The organism is Colwellia sp. BRX10-3 (assembly GCF_014077505.1).
Taxonomy (GTDB): domain Bacteria; phylum Pseudomonadota; class Gammaproteobacteria; order Enterobacterales; family Alteromonadaceae; genus Cognaticolwellia.
In genome coordinates, this window is sequence record NZ_JACGWA010000001.1 from 855652 (window position 1) to 876889 (window position 21238).

Consider the following 21238-nt stretch of genomic DNA (forward strand, 5'->3'; position numbering starts at 1 on the left):
AACTGCCTATAATTAATTTTTAAGGAATTCGCTGCTTTATGGACAAAAATAGCTGGTTTAAAACTTGTAAGTTTTATCTTATTTTCATCTTTGTGGCCGTGATTAGCCAAACAGCATATGCTGAGCATGATGAAGTACAAAAGGTAAATGAACTAGAGTTATCGGCAGTAGCTAACCTTGATAAAGCGGCATTAGAAAATGACCAATGGCTTAGTGTATTGCCTGTTATCGGCGATGATGAGCAATATTTCATAGCAACACAAGCAGGAAAGGTTTACCAACTAAATAATAATGAAATATCGGAATCTGCTTTTTTTGATCTAAAATCAGCGTTAAAAAACCCTAACATTATTGCACTAACGGCTATTACTTTAGATCCAAACTTTCACTATCGTGACCGTGATGGTTACCAAACTTTTTATACTGCCCATACTGAAGCAAGCAAAAAAACTAAAGCAAAATTAACCCCTCAAAATAATACAATCAGCACTCCTTACGATACGGTGTTAATGCGCTGGCAAATTACCAGTCTACACAGCCAAACACCTAAACTTAGTCAACAAAATGAAGTAATGCGTATTGCTATTTTACAACCGCAAGAACATATTCAACAACTAAGTTTTAATCCTTATATTGAACCTTGGCACGATGACTTTGGTTTACTTTTTATTGCCCTTGCTCGCAGTGATACGTTAAAACATGAAGCACTTTATGCTGGCGCCATTCTGCGAATAAAACCAGAAAAGCATGGTTTACAACACTATACTATTCCAGCCGACAACCCTTTTACAAAGACAGTTGATATTCGTAATGAAATTGTCTTTATAGCTGGACAAAAAACCGAACATTTTGACTGGATAAAGAAAAGTACTTATAGCTTACTTGTGCAATTTAACCAACACGACGCTAATGTACTGATAGAAGCAAAAATAGGTGATGACTGGCGTGAAGCTATCCCACAAAAACAGATAAAAAAACACTTACCGGCAACGAATACAAAACATAAAACCTTGCTTTACCATGGTAGAGAACTTAAAAATTTATGGGGTAAAGCTCTTCATTTACAGCAAATAGAAAACGATTGGCAATTACAAGCAATAGCATTAAATTCGACAGTTAATAGCGAAGGTTTACTGCAAGATACTCCCCATAAACTCATAAAACATAATGCGAATGAGCAAGCAAAATTTAGTTTGCATCAAAAGCACAATGGCGAGTTATTACTGCTTGAACATACTCAACAGCGCTTATACACTATTAAAGTACCTGAAATTACCATGAGTAAAGTCGCTATTAGTGACAACTCAATAAGTGCTTCAAATTATAATAGCTTTTTTGCTTTTCTGTTTTTCATTATGTTTATTTTAATGAGCTATTTTTGGTATTCAAGAAAAAGTAGCCTTAAAAAACAAAATCTTTTGCATGAACAGTGGGCCAACTTTGAGGTCGATCTTACAACACAATCACTATCTTTGTATAAACGCCACACCAATGTCGCCGAACAAGTTATCAGCATATCATCAATCACCGGTAGTGAATTATTATTAAATGACGAGGTTATTTCAACCATCACGGTTAATTCAGTACCAACCTTCTCTAATGATCTAGAAGATGAAGTTTTAGCTTTTTTCGCGAAAGAACACAGGTTAAAAATGATTGATGAAAAACAGCGAAACATTCAATTATGCCTCACCGACGATCAACAAAATCGTTACCTGTTTTGTCTTTACTTACGTATTGGTAACATTCGCCATACTAAACTTAAATACCAGCAAGTGATCAATAAAGTTATCGACTGGCAATGGTTTTTCGCCCAATTTATCTGCCCAGAGGTAACCCCTAAGCGAACAATTATAGTTAAGCCAAATCGCAAAAAATCTGTAGTTAATGTCGTCAAAAAATCAGTAACTGAACAAGTAATTCACCCCGAAATTCTTGAAGATAATTCGACGCAAGTAACACAAACTATCGACGTTTCTCTCGATAGCTCTGCTGAAAATAACCTATCAGCAAATAACAACCTACAAGATAACCAAGACGGCTCTGCAAACCTGGTTTCTGCTTTAAACAAGCTTGTTATGATGAAAAAACAAGGTTATTTGAATGAAAATGAATTCAATGTTGCAAAAGCTAAAATTTTAAAAGATTTAACCAATGATTAATGCATAACATTTAAATCATATTAGATTATTAAGCCTATAGCTTGAAAGATAGAACACTTATATTTACTTAAAAAATAGCGTAAAATGCGGTCGGTTTTCCCCGCTCTTTAGCTGTTTTTTAAATACCTAAGGTCATACAAGCACTCAACTAGCGGTAGCTTGTGACAAAATATATTATGCAGAATAAAACGGGGTTAGTTTAACTGCACTACTAAGAACAATGAGCCATTAAGTGTTTAAATCAACGTCAGCATTAAAATTAACCGTTTTCGCAACCCTAATATCGTTATTTTTGGTCATGACCTTAGCTACGCTATTACTCGGTGACTATAGTATTGTTATTCAAAACTATTTAAATACTTTAATCCCAAAAAACCTGCTTGGCGCTTTAACTTTCACATTAATACTAACACCTGCTATGGCTTTAGGTTTACCTCGACAAATTGCCGCATTAAGCGCAGGGTTTTTATTTGGAACTGGCTTTGGCACATTATTAGCAACAATATCTGCAGTTTTAGGCTGCATAGTAACGCTGATTTTAGCGCGTAAACTATTTGCGAATATGGTGCAGCGTAGTTATCCAAAACCGTTAGCTAAAGTTAGCCATTTCTTCAGTCACAACACTTTTTTAAAAGCCCTGATTATTCGACTATTACCCGCAGGTTCAAACTTTCTAACTAACGTGCTTGCAGGCACCGCACGCTCACCTATAAAACCTTATGTTTTGGGCTCCGCACTCGGCTTTTTGCCACAAATGACTATATTTTCATTAATGGGCGCGGGATTACAGGTTAATGGTCAGCAACAATTAATTATCAGTGTTATTTTACTTGTTATCGCACTGTTGCTCAGTAGCTATCTATATCAAAAAACACACAGTAAATTTACCTTGAGCTAAACCTAAACCCTACTGAACTGTATTAAGTGAGCCGGAATTGCTTAAGGAGGTTATGCTGGACTTGTCGGCTAAATTTTAGCTAATAAAAAAGAGGCCGCAGCCTCTTTTTTACATCAGGTTATTAACTTATTTTAAGGTTAATAAGTGATTCACAAGATTAATGTAATCTTGCTCAAAATTGTTTCTGTCTAGGCCTTGAGCGTCTACGCGGTACTTGCCGTTAACAATCACTGCCGGCACTCCTGTTAAAGCGCCTTTACTCGCAAAGTTATCTTGCTGTTTTTTCATGGCATTAGCTTTACTAACAACACCAAAGCTTTTCATTAACTTATCGAATTGTTCACCATCAGCACCGTTAAACACAAATACGTTTCGGATATCTTTTTCTGAAGTAAATACCGCTTTTTGTACGTGAATGTAATTAAACAATGCACTGATAATTTTTTTCTCTAAACCCATTTGATGAGCAACAACAACCGCTTTGCTCAGCATTTGCTGTACTTTAGGTGAAGCAGCACGTAAGAAGTCAACATGGTTCATTTCGAACTTAGCATCGGCCGGTATTGATGTTTTTAACTTCTGCATAAACGGTTCAAATTGAAAACAATGAGGGCAATAAAACGAGAAAAACTCACGTACTTCTTGTTTCGCGGTGACTTCTTCACTTACTTTAGTGTAATGCTCGCCTTCAGTATAATTTGCTGCGAATGCGAATACTGGTAATAACATTAAAGCGAATAAGCTCACTAACTTTTTCATAAAATTAAAATTCCTAATCATTAATAAATCAAAATAATAGTGCCGAACCTACTTAATAAGGTAGTAAGCTCAACGGAGGCTGCTGCAATGCTGACATTTGCTCTTTAAGCATCAAAATTTGTTGTTCCCAATATTTTTCAGTATTAAACCACGGAAAGTTATGAGGAAAAGCAGGATCTTGCCAACGTTTACATAGCCATGCCATATAATTAACTACTCGCATAGTACGCAATGATTCAATTAAAGGCAATTGATTGGTCTCAAAGCGATGAAATTCATCGTAGCCCGTTAATATGGTATCTAACTGCAATAACTGCTGCTGACGGTCGCCACTGAGCATCATCCAAATATCTTGTACAGCAGGTCCCATCCTACAATCATCAAGATCGACAAAGTGTGGTCCCTTATCAGTCCATAGAATGTTACCGGCATGACAATCACCGTGTAAGCGAATCTGTGATTTAGGTTGATACTGTTGGCTTGCGATGGCAATCACTTGCTCTAAAATAGTGAAAAAAGGTAAGGTTAAACTCGAGGGGACAAAGTTAGATTTTTCAATAATAAGTTGTGCTTGCTGAAGCATTTCCTCACTTTTAAATGTTGGACGTTCAGTAAAACTTTTTTTAGCCGCAACGGCATGAATGCGTCCTAAAAACCGACCCATCCATTCTAATTGGTCTAAATTGTCGACCTCGAAAATACGACCACCACGACAAGGAAATATAGCGAAGTGATAACCTTTATACGAAAATAAAGACTCGCCATCAATTTTCATCGGTGCCACTAATGGCAGCTCACTTTTGTCTAATTCAAATGAGAATTTATGTTCTTCTCTAATTTGGGCTTCTGTCCAGCGTTGCGGTCGATAAAACTTAGTAACATATTTAGTTTTATCCATATCATGAAATTGATAAACGCGATTTTCATAGCTGTTTAATGCCAACAAACCGCTATCAACCGTTAAGCCGGTGCTTTCTAGGCCGTCGAGAATTAAATCTGGCGATAACGAAGTAAAATCAAATACTGACATTAGCGTTTATTAAAGAAGCGGCTTTCATGTTCAAGCTTAACCTCATCCGTGTCTGAAACTAATTCAATAACAAAACTTATATCTGTCATATAACCTTCTAATTCGTAGGGATCAACCGAAATGCTAATTGGTAAAGTATATACTTTAGCCGCTTTAACAAGTACCTCTTGTTCACCATGCCATGTAGTATTATTAATACCCTTTACTGACAGGCGATAGCGATTATCTTTTTGTGATTTATTAAGAATTTTTAAGGTATAAACATTCTCAATATCACCATTAAAGTTCTCTTTTGCTAGCTCATTTCTGTCGCGAATTATATCCATTGACAGTGGAGATCTATTAGCCATTTCAAAAATCAATAAACTTGTCATCAAAATCAATACAATGGCATAACCAATAAGTTTACCACGGACAAAATGAACTTTTTTCCCTTCTAATTCATGCTCAGTGGTATAACGAATTAAACCTTTGTCATATCTCATTCGCTCCATTACATCGTCGCAGGCATCAACACAGGCACCACAATTAATACATTCATATTGTAAGCCGTTGCGAATATCGATACCGGTAGGGCAAACCTGAACACATAGATTACAGTCGATACAATCTCCTAAACCCACATCTTTTGGCACATCTTTTCGAGTACGTGGACCGCGATTTTCACCACGTTTGGCATCATAAGAAACGGTTAAAGTGTCTTTATCAAACATGGCAGATTGAAAGCGGGCATATGGGCACATATGCAAACACATAATTTCACGCATCCAACCCGCGTTACCATAAGTACAAAAAGCAAAAAACCATACCGTTGCTGCCAAGGCAAACGAAGCCTTAAAGGTGAAGAAATCAACAAAAACCTCATTCATGGGTGCAAAATAGCCGACAAAGGTAAGTGCGGTTAAAATAGAAAAGAAGCCCCAGCAAAAATGTTTTAGCGCTTTACGCCAAAATTTATTAACGTTTAGCGCTTGGCTGTCGAGCTTTTTACGCTGATTGGCTGTGCCTTCTATTTTCTCTTCAAACCAGATAAATATAAAAGTCCAAACGGTTTGTGGACAAAGATAACCACACCAAACTCGCCCTAAAAAAGTGGTAATAAAGAATAGTAAGAATGCACTAAGAATAAAAAGCCACGCCAGTAATGTAAGATCTTGTGGCCAAAGCGTGACACTCCATAGCGTGAAACGTTGCTCACCAATATCAAACAAAATGGCTTGATGTCCGTCATATTGCAACCAAGGTAAAACAGCAAACAATGCCAAAAAGAAAAAATTCATTTTTTTACGGAGTTTTTGAAATACACCTTTTACTTTACGGACATATATTTGATCGCGAGGTGCATAGGCATCGCTTTTGGCAGGGGGATGAATTTGAACATTTTTAATCGGAATATACTGACTAACTTTAATGTCTTTATCTTTTGATTTCAATGCGGATCCTTTATTTCGGTAATACCGGTCAATTATAACGGATTCGCCGGCGTTACCCATCAATAAAATAGCAAAATATTGCTTTGTTGGTACAAAATTGATTACCCTAGAACTATTCTCATGACATTTTGTCTAAGAAAACAATAATGCTATGTGTGGTAGCTTCAATAACAACAATAACTTGCTTGTTATTTGTACGCATAGAAGATTATAAGGGATGGTATGAAAAAATTATTGATCTTGATCGTAGCTGGCGCGTTATATTTTCATTATTATCCTAATGAAAAACTAAACAGCTGGTTTTTTGAGCAAAAAGAGATGGCGCTTAGTTATTTTTCAGATGCAACTGATACAAAAGTGCGTTTAAAGTCAGATAAAATATATCAAGACCTATCACGAGATTTTGGCCAATTTACTAGCCAAGAAAAAGCCTATGTTGCTGAGATTACCAGCAGCCGTGAAAAAGTAAAAATCTTTAACGAGCAATACTGTAAAAGCAAAAAACAAACACCAAAATTACATCGCGATAATTTAACTAAGGTTTGCTATACCATTAGCAAATACAGCAATTTATTATAGCTGTATTACTCCTAGTAGGTAATACAGCTAGACGCACACTATCAAATAAATCAGACGATTAGGTTGTGTTCTAATCGTCTGCTGACTGATTAATCATGAAAATTAAGCTGAGATTCTGGCTAATAAATTAGCAAAACTATCGGCGCTTACCTGCTCTAAAGCATGCTCTGAGCCACGGATCACCCAATTTCCATTGACCATCACATCTAATACTGGATTTTGCTGGCTAGCAAAAATCACGCTGTCGAGTAAATACAAATCATCGTGAGCAAATAAACGTAATTGGCTATCATCTAAAACCAATAAATCAGCTTGCTTGCCTATGGCTAGTGCTCCAGTATTACTATTAGTACTTTGTGCTCCACCTGCGGCGGCTTTTTGCCATAAATTAAGCCCAACAGATTTTTGCTCACTGCTAGCTAACATGGCACGTTGTCGCTTACTTAAACGTTGTGCATATTCAAGCCATCGCAGCTCTTCGATTGGGTTGACCGAAATGTGACTATCTGAGCCTATGGCAAATGTGCCATTCTCCATCAAAAATTCATCAGTTGGGAAGATACCATCACCTAAATTAGCTTCTGTCGTTGGGCAAATACCTGCAATTGCTTGACTAGCAATGATGCCCTTGCGCTCTTTTTCATCGATATGCGTGGCGTGAATTAAACACCAATGTTTATCTAAATCGGCATTGTCGAGTAACCACTGCACAGGGCGTTGACCATAATGAGTTAAGCAATCTTCAACTTCTTTTTGCTGCTCAGCAATGTGGATATGAATCGGTGCTTGCGCATCGAGTGCTCGAACATGCTCAACAGCCGATAACAATGAGTTTTTATCAACAGCACGCAAAGAATGCGGTGCAATACCAACATTACAATTAGGCTGTAATTGAGCTAGCTTAAAACAATCACTGACTAAGTCATTAAATTGCTCAACAGAATTAATAAAACGCTTTTGACCATCAGTAGCGGCTTGTGGGCCAAAACCACTGAAGCGATACAATACCGGTAATAATGTTAAACCAATGCCTGACAGCTTAGCTGCAGCAAAAATAGCTTGTGCCATAGTTGCTAGTTTTTCATGGTTTTGACCGTCAATATCATGATGAAGATAGTGAAACTCAGCAACGCGGGTATAACCCATTTTCAACATTTCAATATAAAGCTGACTAGCAATAACTTGCGCATCTTCTGAGGTTAATTGCCCCAAAAATTTATACATAATATGACGCCAAGTCCAAAAACTGTCTTGCCCTTCACTACCTTGTTCACTGTACCCGGCAAAAGCACGCTGAAAAGCATGAGAGTGACAATTCACCATGCCCGGAATAACCACGCCATTGGCACGTTCTGCGCCAGTAACATAACCATCGGCAATGTCGGTAATAACGCCCTGTTCAATCGTCAAGGTTTGCTCGTTCGCCCAACCATCGGCTAACAATATTTTTTTTACAAAAAGTTTCATTAATACCCCCCATTAATCCGTAGCGTTTTTACTTGTTGTTGTAGTTGAAGCAAAAGTTATTAGCGTTTTAACTAGCGCTTGGAGTTTAGGTTGAACTTGCAGCGCTAGCGTTTCGTTATATGTCATGGCTTGCTCATTCATATAAGTGTGCTGCGACAGTTCTAATTGCACAGCATGAAAATTATTACTCGGCTGGCCGAATGCCCGCGTAATGTACCCACCTTTAAAGCGACCATTACATACCATAGTGTATGGGGCGTAATCTAAGTCGGCCAGAGTAGCAATCAATTCAGGCGCACAACTTTTACCGTCGGCATTGCCAAAATTAAAATCAGGTAATTGACCTTGAAAAAATCTTGGCACATGTGAGCGAATAGAATGTGCTTCAAGCAACACCGCTTGACCAAACTCGGTTTTTATTGCCTGCATGGTTGACGCTAAAGCCTGATGATAAGGTAGCCAATAGTTTTTTACACGTTCAGTTATTTGTTCAGTAGTAGGTGCACATCCCTCTTGGTAAAGAGGCAATAAATCAAAAGCTGTGGTCGGACAAAGCTCAGTGTTATTAGCGCCTGGGTATAAATCGACACCGTCAGGATCACGATTTAAGTCAATAACATAGCGATTGTATTTAGGAATTAATATGTAAGCGCCAAGCTCTTTCGCAAAAGCGTATAAACGGTCCATATACCAGTCGGTGTCGGCAACTTCACGCCCTTTAGCTGTCATAATTGCAGCAATATCTGCCGGTATTTCTTCACCATTATGCGGCATGCTGATGAGTAAAGGCACAGAGCCTTCAAATAAGGTGTAACTGTTTGACATTCAACCCTCTCAAATTGTATATACAACTTTATTAACACTAATTTACCACTTCAGTAATAAAACAGGAAATTATTTCTATCTTTAGTAGCTAATTCATTTTGGTTAAATTTTCGAAATCAACAGAGACATGAAGTTACACCACAGTTAGTTGTAATCTGGATACCAAAAATAAAACTTCTTACTATTAGATGACAATGTTTAAAGTAATCTTAATCAATCGATTTTATCAATCATAAAATACAAAATTAATCACTTTAATTGGATTCATATTTATTCAATAATAGCAACATATCGAGCAAGACCATTATTTTAGAAACTATAAACGGAGCCATTATGTTAGAAAACAAAGAGCAACAAAAAGTCCCTAATGTTACTTTCACATTAAGAGCAAACGACGAGTGGACAACGCGCAGTAGTGATGAAATTTTCAACGATAAAACTGTAGTAGTTTTTTCATTACCAGGTGCTTTTACACCAACATGTTCATCTTCACATTTACCACGTTATAACGAATTAGCACCAACACTATTCAAAAATGGCGTTGATGAAATTATTTGTATGTCAGTTAATGACACTTTCGTGATGAACGCTTGGGCAGAACATCAAGATGCAGACAACATTAGTTTTATACCTGACGGTAACGGCCAATTTACTGACGCCATGGGCATGTTAGTTGATAAGGCTGACATTGGTTTTGGTAAGCGTAGCTGGCGTTATGCGATGCTAGTTAAAAATGGCATCATTGAAAAAATGTTTATCGAACCTGATTTACCAGGTGACCCGTTTGAAGTATCTGACGCTGACACTATGTTAAAGCATATTAATCCGTCAGACTGTCAAACATCAGCTATTACGGTTTTTAGCAAGCCTTCTTGCCCATATTGTAAGAAAGCAAAAGCATTATTAACTGAAAAAGGCTTAACATTTGAAGAATTAGAAGTTGGCAAAGATGTTAACTTAACAATGTTTAAAGCTATAACTAACGCTGACACAGTGCCGCAAATTTTTATCGACGGACTACATATTCGTGGCAGCGAAGCATTAGAAGTTCACTTTAGTTAACCTTAAGTACAACGAAATAAGTTAAATTTAGCTTAACGATTAAAAACGACGCATTAGCGTCGTTTTTTTTTATTTTTGCTTTTTAACTATTTGCCAACGCCATGGTAGAATAACGACTAAAATTGCTAAGGCCAAAAATATGGATCATCAACCCTACAATCCACTGCACGGAGTAACGTTAAAAGCTATCGTGACACAATTAGTCGAACATTTTGGTTTCCCATATCTTGGCAAGGAAATAAAAATTCGCTGTTTTACTGATGATCCCAGCATTAACTCAAGCTTAAAATTTCTCAGAAAAACCCCTTGGGCTAGAGAAAAAGTTGAAGCGCTTTATATTCAACACAAAAGCAAACTTAGCGATGAAAACGAATCTGCTTGAAATAGCATTAGCATATAGCACAAAAGTATTTATCAAAATGACCAGAAAGTGCCAAACTGCTGGCATATAATCACAGAAATTTTCCATATGACAAACACTCATCATTACATTCTAACTTGGCAATGCCCTGACACTTCCGGCGTGCTAGCAAAAGTCAGCCAAAGCTTATTCCAACACGGCGCTTTTATTACTGAAACTAGCCAATACAGTGATCCTTATACCGATACATTTTTTTCACGTATTGCTTTTGATGACCGCGAGCTAACCGTTAGCTTTGAAGAGTTTAGCCAAGCTATTGAACTTCTAGCTAAGCCTTTAAATATGAATTATCAACTACGGGAAAAAGCCAACTTCCCTAATGTGGTTATTGCCGTTTCTAAAGATGACCATTGTTTAGTTTCATTGCTCACTAAATGGAAGGCTGGCGTATTACCGGTCAATATCGTTGCTATTACTTCAAATCATCAAGACTGTCAGGCGCTTGCACAATGGCATAATGTGCCATTTCATCACTTACCGGTAAATAAAGACAATAAAGCACAACAAGAGCAAGCGTTATTAGATATTTATCAGCAATATAATGGCGATTTACTGGTACTTGCTCGCTATATGCAAATATTGTCAGATGAACTTTGTAACAGCTTACGTGGCCAAGCAATTAATATTCACCACTCTTTTTTGCCAAGCTTCAAAGGCGCAAAACCTTATCACCAAGCTCATAAACGTGGTGTTAAAATCATTGGCGCTACCGCACACTATGTTACAGCTGTTCTTGATGAAGGGCCGATAATTGTTCAAGAAGTAAAACCTATCAATCATGCTTTTACCATTGAGCAAATGGTACATTTAGGTCACGATTTAGAAGCAACCGCCTTATGCCATGCCGTAAAAATGCATGCCGAGCAACGCATCTGTATCAATAAAGATAAAACCGTTATTTTAAATTAAATTTAATACCAATAGTTAGCTGCTAAGGCTGACTTTCAAGCTGTTTTATTCAGATAACTCTGCTACATTGGAGCACAAATATCTAGTCAACATTTGTGCGCCAATATGATCCAATATCAAATTTCCCCTCTTACCCCAAATAGTCATTTATTTGAGGTTTTATTATCTTTTAAAAGTATACCGGGTCAAAGTTACACCTTATCTTTACCTGCCTGGTTACCCGGCAGTTATATGATTCGGGACTTTGCCAAGAATATTACCGAAATTTGCGTATTTAACAGCAACCAACAAGCCATTGGCATAAGCAAAATCGATAAACAAACTTGGTCATTGCAAGCAAGCGATGAACAGGTTGAAGTACGTTACCAAATTTTTGCCTTTGACCTATCAGTTCGCACGGCTTATTTAGATAGCCAACGTGGTTTTTTCAATGGCAGTTCGACTTTTTTACAAGTTCATGAATTAAGTGACTTAGCATGCGAGCTAACAATTCAGCCATCAAAGTTAGCCGAGCATAGCAAATGGCGAGTGGCTACTGGATTAACGCGAGCAAACGAAACTAAAAAGTACCAGTTCGGGCGATATATTGCCGACAATTATCAACATTTAATTGACTGCCCAGTAGCGATAGGTGAGTTTGATAGCACAGAGTTTACCGTCGATGGTGTAGTTCATCATTTAGTTTTCACCAGTAAACATTACGGCGACACACAAAGATTGGCTGATGATCTGAGCAAATTATGCCAACATCACATCAGCATATTTGGTGAAGCGCCTTTTAAAGAATACTGGTTTATTACCCATTTGCTCGCTAATGGTTTTGGTGGTTTAGAGCACAAAAACTCTACCATTTTACAGGCGGGTCGCTTCGATTTGTCCAACCCACAACAATCATCAACTGAGCGCACTGAAGACTATAGAACCTTCTTAAGTCTGTGCTCGCATGAATATTTTCATGCCTGGAATGTTTGTCGAATAAAACCAAAAGAATTTATCCCTTACGATTTAAAACAAGAAAGCTACACCAAGCAATTATGGGCTTTCGAGGGCATTACCTCTTACTACGATGACTTTTCACTTTTCCGCACAGGTTTAATTAACTTCGATGAGTATTTGGCAATAATAGCGAAAAATTCTACTCGAGTTAATCGCGGCGTTGGGGAATTAAAACAAAGTATAACCGCTTCAAGTTTTGACGCTTGGACTAAGTTTTATCAACAAGGTCCAGATGCCGTAAACAATATTGTCAGTTACTACGCCAAAGGGGCGATTATTGCTTTATGGTTAGATTTAACCATTCGCAGCAAATCAAATAACCAATATAGTTTAGATACCTTGATGCGAGAATTATGGATCCATTTTGGTCGTACTAATATCGGCACCCGTGAAGACGATTTTATCAACATTGCTAACGTGCTTTGCGGTGAAGATATTTCATCAACATTTAAACACTATTTATATAGCAACGAGCGCATAGATTTAACCGCAGATCTGGCAAATTATGGTGTCGAACTACAAAAACAAAAATTCAAAAAATTAAACAGTTTAGAAACGACTTCTGCATCGCATTACCACGCTTACTTAGGCGCACAATATAAAGCACAAGCATTTGGACTAGTAATCACTCAAGTGCTTGAAAAATCGCCGGCCGCAAATGCGGGATTAGCCGTAAACGATATTCTAATCGCGGTAGATAAAGTTAAAGTTACTGAACAGTCAATACAAGCTTTGCTTGATCATCTACCGGCCAACAGTGAACTAATTTGTCACTTCTTTAGAGACGATCAATTGCTAACATCAACATTGAAAGTCATTGACTCACCTTTAGCTGGCATCGCGTTTAAAGTCGTTGATGAAAACTTAGTCAAACGCTGGCAGGATATTATATCAATCGAGTAAATTTGCTTTGTAAACTAAAGCGTACGTAATTGCTGACAACATTTAGCAACTAAACTAACTGGAAAATTAGGGTGCATTATCGAGTTATGGTAAAAATTACCTCATTCGAGATTCGCTCATTTATAATTTAAGTAATAACACTATGATTAATTTAAAACGCTTCCACCATGTGGCTTATCGATGTAAAGACGCCAAAGAAACGGTTGATTGGTATAAAAAACATTTAAATATGGAACTCACTGTCGCCATTGCAGAAAACGAGGTGCCATCAACAAAAGCGCCAGATCCTTATATGCATATATTTTTAGACGCTGGCATGGGCAATGTTTTGGCATTTTTTGAAATTCCCAATTCTCCTGACATGGGCCGCGATGAAAACACGCCACAATGGGTACAACATATTGCCTTAGAAGTTGAAGACTTTGACGCCTTAGTTTCAGCAAAAAGCGATTTACAAGCACATGGGTTAGACGTTTTAGGTCCGGTAAATCATGGTGTGTTTAAATCTATTTATTTCTTTGATCCTAATGGTCATCGCTTAGAATTAGCGGCAAATACCGGTACGGTTGAACAGTATGCTGAACTTAAACGAGTTGCACCATTGATGGTTGAAGAATGGTCGAAAACTAAAAAAGCACCCACACATGCCGCTTGGTTGCATCAACAAGACGATTAATGCACAAAATAGCGCTACAGCCCCTATTAACGAAGAGCTTCGTAAATAAGGGCAATAGAAAAACCACCTACACATTTAGCCTTTTTTGTAAGACATTGCCCATTAAAAATCAAAACTAAAAAATTAAATTACATTTATTAACAAAATTATTACAATTAAAAACAATGACTTGCTGAATATTTGATTTTAGGGCAATAAACAATAGCAAAAACAGCTTGATGCATTACTAAACTAACGTAAAGTATGGGGTAGCTACATAGATAGCACTACACAAAACGGATAATATTTGCACGGAAAGCCATAAGCGTTAATTTACGCAGCACATAATTTAAAATACGGATTGTTTACTTAAGCTCAGGATGAGTACTGAATATTTTGCCCAAGAGGGCATCAGGGATTGCTTAAAAAAGTGTCAGGACGACCGAAAAAAATATAATTTTGCACGGATATAATAATAATAAGATCAGAAATTGTCAGATTAACAGGGACTGTATCATAAGGTTAGGATAACCAATTAAGAATCGGAACTATATATGTTGGCTTATGCCACATTCTTCTCCAAAAGCGACGCTAATAACGTCGCTTTTTTTCTTTCTATCGCTGTTTAGCGTGGAATGTCGTAAAATAGCCCTAATTGTTCATTATTTTAAGTTATTACTATGTCTCGTACTAAAAAATCACGCAAACCGGGCACCGGCTCTATTGGCATCCTTAAAGATGACAAAAAAAAATTAGTAGAACCAAAACCTCGCCGAGCAAAGAAAACAAATGGCAACGAAGCGGGAAATCGCCAAAAAGAAGCCACGCCAAAAGCAATCAATGATCAAAATTCAGCTAAAAACAAAGATCCACGTATTGGTAATAAAACTCCTATTGATTTAGGTAAAAAAGTTGCTGCGCCGATTAAAGTTAAACCCGCTAAAAAAGTTCAAGATAACTCACCTATAGCGGCAATTCGCGTTGTCGAAGTCAGTGAGACCTTAGAAGAACAACTAGGCCGTATCGAACAAGACCCTAGATTACTTGAAATACTCGAAAAGCAAGATGCTGACGAAGCCTTAACGCCAGAAGACGTTATCTATTTCAATACGCTAATGGAACAACATGAAAAAATCAGTCTAGAGCTAGGTCTAGATGAAGAAGAAGAGATTGCTGCGCCTGCTAAAAAATCTGATTCTGAAGATGATCTCTGGGACAAGTTTGATAACAGTGATTTATCGAAATTTGAATAGGTAACTTTAATGCTATCAAATCCTTGGATATACCTAACATTATTAGCCATTGTAATTATTGGCGTGTTAGCAGCAATAGCCACTAAGCTCTTGCGCCAGTTGAAACAACAAACACTTGAGCAAGCGCAAGCAAAGGCCGCTCAACAGCAAGCATTGCAGCAACATGATAAAAAAATAATCTCCAGTGTTATTATTATTGTGCGCGCAATGAAAGAAGAGCAATGCGATATTGCAGAAGGCTGTTGGCGCTTAAGTGTATTGCTGGATTCATTGAAGTTAAGCCAAGATTTAAATGTGCAATTTCCAGCCGTATTCGAGTTTTATGAAGCCATAAAGCACATGCCGATTCTAGCCGCACGTAAAAAGCTAGATAAACAATCTCGTATGAAACTAGATTTTGAGCGCATGAAACTTGAATCAGAAATGGCAGAAGATATTCGTCGAGATATCGAATTACTTCACCAATACGCTAATGAACGTAATAGCATGCTGAGTGAATCCTCCGCTTAAATTATTTTTATGAAATAAATTATAATGGTTAACACAACAGCTTAAATAAGCACTAAACCAGAGGTTCAATCAAAAAAGTCATCATGAAGCCGCGTAAAAATTGAGCTTGATCAATGTTTACGCGGCTAGTTTATCTATAATAGCGTAAAATGGATAAGCGGGAAGACTCATGCCAGTAACTCAATTTTTTGATAGTGCATTATTACAGAAATATAACACCAGTGGTCCTCGATATACTTCATATCCAACTGCCTTAGAGTTTCATGAACAATTTAAACATGAACATTTAGTGCAAGCTGTTGCTGACTCACCAAACCGTGAATTGTCTATATACGTGCATATTCCTTTTTGTCATAGTCTTTGTTATTACTGTGGTTGTAATAAAGTTGTCACTCGCCATCGCGATAAAGCAGATACTTATCTTGAGTTTCTTGCACAAGAAATTTCCTCCAGAGCGCCATTATTTAAAGACTTCACCGTTAAACAATTACATTGGGGTGGCGGTACGCCTAGCTTTTTACGGCACAAACAAATAACTAAGCTAGTTGCACTGTTAAAAGAGCAGTTTACCTTTGCAGCGCAAGTAGAAATGAGTATTGAAATAGACCCGCGTGAAATAGAAATGAACCTAGCTGAACACCTTTATAGTTTAGGTTTTAATCGCTTAAGTATCGGCGTGCAAGATATTGATGAAAAAGTCCAAAAAACTATTAACCGAGTACAATCTACTGAATTTATTGAAAACTTTATTGCCCATGCTAAACAAGTTGGCTTCAAATCCATTAACATCGACTTGATTTACGGTCTACCACATCAAAATATAGAAACTTTCACTCGCACCCTAAACAAAGCCCATGAGATGGATGTGGATCGCATTTCATTGTTTAGTTATGCCCACATTCCTGCTCGCTTTGCCGCTCAACGTAAACTCAAAGATGAATGGTTACCCAGCGTAGATGAGAAGTTCGCTTTAATGAAACTTGCCATTGAAAAACTCTGCGATTTTGGCTACGACTTCATCGGTATGGATCACTTTGCAAAGCCTGAAGATGAATTATCGATTGCCCAAAAATCAGGTCATTTACACCGAAACTTTCAAGGTTACACCACCAAAGGCAGTTGCGACTTACTCGGCTTAGGCGTATCGTCAATTAGTGCTATTGGTAACAGTTTTAGTCAAAACACCAAAGATTTACAAGACTATTACAAAGCTATTGAAACTCATGGGCATGCTCACGTAAAAGGCGTAAGCTTAACTCAAGACGATATTATTCGTGGTGAAGTTATTCGCGAACTAATGTGTAATCTTTATGTCGACAAAAATAAAATTAGCGAGAAGTTTGCGATTAATTTTGATGAATATTTTGCTGAAGATTTACCCTTACTCCAAACCTTCATTAATGACGGATTAATGAGCGACACAGCCGATGAAATCCGCGTCGATCAAAAAGCTAGATTGTTAATACGTAATATATGCATGAGCTTTGATGCGCACATGAAACAACATTTAAACCAACAGCGCTTTTCACGGGTAATTTAAATTAGCTTTCAAGTTGCCCTAAACTAAATCGATGTTCGGCACTGAAGAATACCATTTCAGTGCCTTTGCCTATGTCATCTTCACTGGCTAAATCTACCCATTGATAATAAACATTACGATGCACCTTAGCCTGCAAATTTCGTCTAACCGTGACATATAAGCCACCATCTTCGGTAATTTCTAATGGGTGATCAGCATTTAAGATAAAACTGTCATCTAAATTAGTGGTAACTTCCATACTGGTTTTCTTGTCATCTAACCATTGCCATTGTGTTAAAATAAAGGGGGCGTCTTCAACAATAATACCAACCTTCTCTACAGGTGTTACTAAAAAGTATTTATCATCTTCTTTTTTTAAAACCGACGCGAATAGCTTAACCAAAGACAAGCGTTTAAAAACAGTGCCATTATAAAACCAACTACCATCTAGCTTTATTTCTAAATCGATATCACCACAAAAAGGTGGATCCCATAATTCAACCGGTGGCATTTTTTTACCATCACCTTGCTGAGTATCAGAAATTTGTGCAGAAATTTTCTCTAATGACATAATTATCAACTTAAATGGGTAGCGTTACCTAATGGTAGCAAGTTAACAGGTAAACTTAAAATAGACCGATCAAAAAGCGTTTTATCTGCTCATGTAAAAACCTAGTCTGCCGAACGTCGAGTGTATTAAAGCGATTAAGTTAGCCACCTTGCGTTATTATTCCTTTCGATGGGGAAGCAAATAAAAGTCATAGCATCTGAGCAGTATTAATAGACACCATAAAATTTAAGAAAAGTTACTCGAAAGACAATATTTTTCTTGTCAATCAACGCATAAATACAATATACTCCTCGCGCCTTACCACTAGGCGCTTCAAGTAATATCAGTGGTGGCTATAGCTCAGTTGGTAGAGCCCCGGATTGTGATTCCGGTTGTCGAGGGTTCAAGTCCCTTTAGCCACCCCATTCTTCCCCTTTAGATTCAAAGCCTCTGGGCAATCACCTACTATAATTAGCACTTTCTGATGAATGCTCCTGTGCATATTCTGTGAGTATTTGAAGCTAATTATGTCTAATTACTTACACGTATATCCAACTTCCAGCTCATATATTCAACATCGACCGGAACTGATTAACTTTGCCTGTTTAGGGACTTTACTGTCTATTTCCTGTGCTTTTTACTGAAAAGTGAAAAATTGGTTAAAATTTGACATTAGCTTTTCAGTAAATAAAGACAACTTAGAGCCCAAAGCAGTTATAAGCTTTTGTTAATAACACGATCATAATTAGACCATTAATAGCTAAAATTTTCTGAAGGTTCGTAGGGCATGCTTATGCTCATTGCTGCCGTTGAAGTTTTATCGGCAGCTTGATAAGTGGTTAAGACGTACCTTCCTCCACTTAATATAGAATATTTTGTAGTCCGTGCACCTAACCATTACTATCAACATTGCACTGGATACTAGTTATAAAATGCGTTGCCTAGGTATATTTCTAGGGGCAGAAGATGAGGGTGCTAATACAAGAAGATAACAATGAGAACCTTAAAATATAATAGGGAGCGATGGTCTGCTCCCTATTATATTATGACTCTATTGCACGCTATAAACAGCGTTGCCGTTCCCATCATCAGCTACAGTCACTTCAAACATGATTTCTGGGTTGTCATTACCACTGCTGCCTTCAGACTGTTCAAGAGTCAGTTCTCGTGGTGTGATTGTTCTGCCATCACCAAGGAATATAGTCACTTTTGCAGTTTCTGGAGCACTTCCGCTATAGTAATTAACACCAATTTTGTATGTCCCAACATTAACGCTTTCGCATGATACTGTATAGTTTTCAGGTCCTTCCCCATTTACATCATCGACATCAAGTATTCCATCGTCACCTGTTTTATTCGAATAATAAACATGCTCGCCATTTGGTTCATACGCATGCAAATCAACATCAGGTTGGTCCCCCCATGATAATGATGCACGGATAGAGCCTGTTCCTGCAATTTGAACTGGGAAAGGTGTATCCGTTGCGAGACGGGTTAAGTTGGTGTCAATAACCTCCCTCGATGCTAAACGCGTATCCCAATAGTCTTCAATAATTAAATGGTTTGATATTGATCGAAAATCCCCTCCTAAAAAGTCGGGGAGAATACTTGGGTCGTTATCTATATTGCTCGGTAATACATTTTCAATTAAGCGCAGGCCACCAATGACCCTATCATCATCTGCTGTAACATAGCTCGCACCATCTACAGTTGAGGCTGCTGGGTTTGCCACACCAAAGTAGTCAATGCTTTCTGCTCTATCCCGCTGGCGGGCTTTAACAGAAGTTACAGCAGTGTTGGTGAATAAGTTACCTTGGCTGTGTGGCATAATAAGAACACGTTTTCCAGACAATAGGTCAGCCTCATAAAGTCCTACATGCTCAGAGTTTACAGTAAGACGATCTGAAATTGCTTCTACTGATGCTTGAGTCATTGATTCACCCAGTTCTTCAAGTAAGGTATCTGTAAATACGGCAAGAGCGCTTGGCGTGAGACGAACCGCCAATACTGCGCGGATCGCATCGTTATCAAGACCCGAAGAAATAAGTTCGTAGATTTGATATCCATTAATTCCATCTGCTCCATCTTCGTCCATTTTCTGTTGCAGAACTTGTGTAATGTCAGTGAGAGCACCTTGCGAGTAATTATAGGCATCGGAGAATTCATAAGAAGAATTTTCATGAAGAGACTCAAATTGACTTTTATAGGCATTTTTCATTTTTTTAGCCATAAATTTCGCGGCAAATGGCGATGTTAGAATGCCGTTTGCGAAATAAAACGCTGTTTTTTTATCAGACTCGTTTGTGTCAATACAACCGTTTAGCATTGCAATTGATGGTGTACTTAAACTTGCACACAAAAATGCAGGAAACAATAATGATCTATTTTTCATGATACTATCCTTAGTTCTGAGGTAATCTGCATTCGTCAAAAGTCGCTTCTACAGTTCTTTGTACAGTGCCATTTCGGCCAACCTTGTACTTTTCGAATGCTTTTAATCGCTCCTCGGTATCAAAGGTCAGTGCCTTTATTTTAGCTACTTCATGACGACCATTTAGGTCAGTATGATCGATGTAGCAAGAAGCTAATTTTGCTAGTTTTTCGGATGCATCACCATCATCTAGATCGTCTATCGAATCACCCGTAACAAGGACATTATTAAACACGAGTACAGCATTACGTGACACCTCTCGATTGTCTTTAGAAAGTGGGTAAAGTTTATAAATAGCGATTTCCAAATCATCTCTAACACCGTCGTTATCTGAGTCTGTACCTGTTAACCCTAGGTCTGGCTCTATCGGCATAGGTGGGAGCATAGCAACATCAAGTTCACTGATAATTACTGTACTTGAAAATTCATCGGTTGAATTATCATTATCAGTCACAGTTAAAGTAATAGTGGCTGTAACATCTTCTGCTATCTCTCCAACAACTAATGTAGCGCTAGCATTGTTTTGATTAAGTGAAATATTTTCACCACTATATTGTCCTAAGTCTATTGTCCAGTTGTATGTGGAAATAGAACCATCTGAATCACTGGAGTTTGCGCCATCTATTGTAAATTCGGCACGCTCCTGTAAGTCGTTTGCCAATGTAAACGAAGCGGTTGGGGCTACATTTTCAGAAGGGGGAGGTGTAGATACTTCATCTTTAGATTCTGAATCACCACATGCACTTAGCAAAATACTGCTTAACATTATGGCTATCGACGTTTTTTTCATAATATAGTTCCTTTATCGTTTGTTGAATACCATCCATAACAAGAAAAAATGAATTAAATGGATGATCTATTACTTTATTTAATTTT

Annotated in this window: 19 protein-coding genes and 1 tRNA gene; 12 read left to right on the forward strand and 8 right to left on the reverse strand. The window is 37.7% G+C overall.

Annotated features, from left to right (window positions below; translation table 11 throughout):
• Window positions 1–38: 38 nt before the first annotated feature.
• Together H4J38_RS03765 and H4J38_RS03770 are read left to right on the forward strand one after the other, a co-directional pair.
• Complete coding sequence (locus H4J38_RS03765; RefSeq protein ID WP_182129559.1) at window positions 39–2162, forward strand: hypothetical protein; 2124 nt, start codon at window positions 39–41, stop codon at window positions 2160–2162.
• A 232-nt stretch (window positions 2163–2394) separates the two neighbouring features.
• Window positions 2395–3060, forward strand: a complete 666-nt coding sequence (locus H4J38_RS03770; protein ID WP_182129561.1) for a TVP38/TMEM64 family protein — start codon at window positions 2395–2397, stop codon at window positions 3058–3060.
• 126 nt (window positions 3061–3186) lie between these two features.
• On the opposite strand, the gene H4J38_RS03775 is transcribed toward H4J38_RS03770, so the two are convergent.
• Genes H4J38_RS03775 through ccoG form a run of 3 tightly spaced genes read right to left on the reverse strand, consistent with a single transcriptional unit; the run spans window position 3187 to window position 6282 of the window.
• A complete protein-coding gene (locus H4J38_RS03775) occupies window positions 3187–3819 on the reverse strand; it encodes a thiol:disulfide interchange protein DsbA/DsbL (protein ID WP_182129563.1) in 633 nt (210 codons plus the stop codon).
• 52 nt (window positions 3820–3871) lie between these two features.
• Window positions 3872–4849: a serine/threonine protein kinase gene (locus tag H4J38_RS03780; RefSeq protein WP_182129565.1), complete on the reverse strand. Its 978-nt coding sequence runs from the start codon at window positions 4847–4849 to the stop codon at window positions 3872–3874.
• Window positions 4849–6282: a cytochrome c oxidase accessory protein CcoG gene (gene ccoG, locus H4J38_RS03785; RefSeq protein WP_259365373.1), complete on the reverse strand. Its 1434-nt coding sequence runs from the start codon at window positions 6280–6282 to the stop codon at window positions 4849–4851. Before ccoG ends, H4J38_RS03780 begins: the two co-directional genes overlap by 1 nt.
• 222 nt (window positions 6283–6504) lie before the next feature.
• Between ccoG and H4J38_RS03790 the strand changes: the two genes are divergently transcribed.
• Window positions 6505–6861 carry a hypothetical protein gene (locus H4J38_RS03790; RefSeq protein WP_182129567.1) on the forward strand — a complete coding sequence of 119 codons (357 nt, stop codon included), beginning with the start codon at window positions 6505–6507 and terminating at the stop codon, window positions 6859–6861.
• 102 nt (window positions 6862–6963) lie between these two features.
• On the opposite strand, the gene H4J38_RS03795 is transcribed toward H4J38_RS03790, so the two are convergent.
• Both H4J38_RS03795 and hutG read right to left on the reverse strand, forming a co-directional pair.
• On the reverse strand, window positions 6964–8328 hold the full coding sequence (locus tag H4J38_RS03795) for a formimidoylglutamate deiminase (RefSeq protein ID WP_182129569.1): 1365 nt from the start codon (window positions 8326–8328) through the stop codon (window positions 6964–6966).
• 12 nt (window positions 8329–8340) lie between these two features.
• The gene (hutG, locus tag H4J38_RS03800; protein WP_182129571.1) at window positions 8341–9153 is read right to left on the reverse strand and encodes an N-formylglutamate deformylase; all 813 of its coding nucleotides are present in this window, start codon (window positions 9151–9153) and stop codon (window positions 8341–8343) included.
• Window positions 9154–9486: 333 nt separating this feature from the next.
• On the opposite strand from hutG, the gene H4J38_RS03805 reads away from it, so the two are divergent.
• The 8 genes from H4J38_RS03805 (at window position 9487) to hemN (ending at window position 17402) form a co-directional block, all read left to right on the forward strand.
• Complete coding sequence (locus tag H4J38_RS03805) at window positions 9487–10215, forward strand: glutathione peroxidase (RefSeq protein ID WP_182129573.1); 729 nt, start codon at window positions 9487–9489, stop codon at window positions 10213–10215.
• A 139-nt stretch (window positions 10216–10354) separates the two neighbouring features.
• A complete protein-coding gene (locus tag H4J38_RS03810) occupies window positions 10355–10597 on the forward strand; it encodes a VF530 family DNA-binding protein (RefSeq protein WP_182129575.1) in 243 nt (80 codons plus the stop codon).
• Between the two features lie 87 nt (window positions 10598–10684).
• Entirely contained in the window at window positions 10685–11545 is an 861-nt protein-coding gene (gene purU / locus H4J38_RS03815; RefSeq protein WP_182129577.1) for a formyltetrahydrofolate deformylase, read from the forward strand.
• Window positions 11546–11650: 105 nt separating this feature from the next.
• Complete coding sequence (locus H4J38_RS03820; RefSeq protein ID WP_182129579.1) at window positions 11651–13444, forward strand: M61 family metallopeptidase; 1794 nt, start codon at window positions 11651–11653, stop codon at window positions 13442–13444.
• A 142-nt stretch (window positions 13445–13586) separates the two neighbouring features.
• Complete coding sequence (locus tag H4J38_RS03825; RefSeq protein ID WP_182129581.1) at window positions 13587–14120, forward strand: VOC family protein; 534 nt, start codon at window positions 13587–13589, stop codon at window positions 14118–14120.
• A gap of 659 nt (window positions 14121–14779) precedes the next feature.
• Entirely contained in the window at window positions 14780–15352 is a 573-nt protein-coding gene (gene yihI / locus H4J38_RS03830; RefSeq protein ID WP_182129583.1) for a Der GTPase-activating protein YihI, read from the forward strand.
• 9 nt (window positions 15353–15361) lie between these two features.
• On the forward strand, window positions 15362–15862 hold the full coding sequence (locus H4J38_RS03835) for a DUF2489 domain-containing protein (RefSeq protein WP_182129585.1): 501 nt from the start codon (window positions 15362–15364) through the stop codon (window positions 15860–15862).
• 169 nt (window positions 15863–16031) lie between these two features.
• Entirely contained in the window at window positions 16032–17402 is a 1371-nt protein-coding gene (hemN, locus tag H4J38_RS03840; protein ID WP_182129586.1) for an oxygen-independent coproporphyrinogen III oxidase, read from the forward strand.
• Between the two features lies 1 nt (window position 17403).
• On the opposite strand, the gene H4J38_RS03845 is transcribed toward hemN, so the two are convergent.
• Window positions 17404–17952 carry a DUF1285 domain-containing protein gene (locus tag H4J38_RS03845; RefSeq protein ID WP_182129588.1) on the reverse strand — a complete coding sequence of 183 codons (549 nt, stop codon included), beginning with the start codon at window positions 17950–17952 and terminating at the stop codon, window positions 17404–17406.
• 328 nt (window positions 17953–18280) lie between these two features.
• Here H4J38_RS03845 and H4J38_RS03850 point away from each other — a divergent pair.
• Window positions 18281–18356: transfer RNA gene (locus tag H4J38_RS03850), tRNA-His, on the forward strand.
• Between the two features lie 626 nt (window positions 18357–18982).
• Here the strand turns inward: H4J38_RS03850 and H4J38_RS03855 are convergent.
• Both H4J38_RS03855 and H4J38_RS03860 read right to left on the reverse strand, forming a co-directional pair.
• On the reverse strand, window positions 18983–20323 hold the full coding sequence (locus H4J38_RS03855; RefSeq protein WP_182129590.1) for a YfaP family protein: 1341 nt from the start codon (window positions 20321–20323) through the stop codon (window positions 18983–18985).
• 10 nt (window positions 20324–20333) lie between these two features.
• Window positions 20334–21152: a PKD domain-containing protein gene (locus H4J38_RS03860; RefSeq protein ID WP_182129591.1), complete on the reverse strand. Its 819-nt coding sequence runs from the start codon at window positions 21150–21152 to the stop codon at window positions 20334–20336.
• Between the last annotated feature and the right edge of the window lie 86 nt (window positions 21153–21238).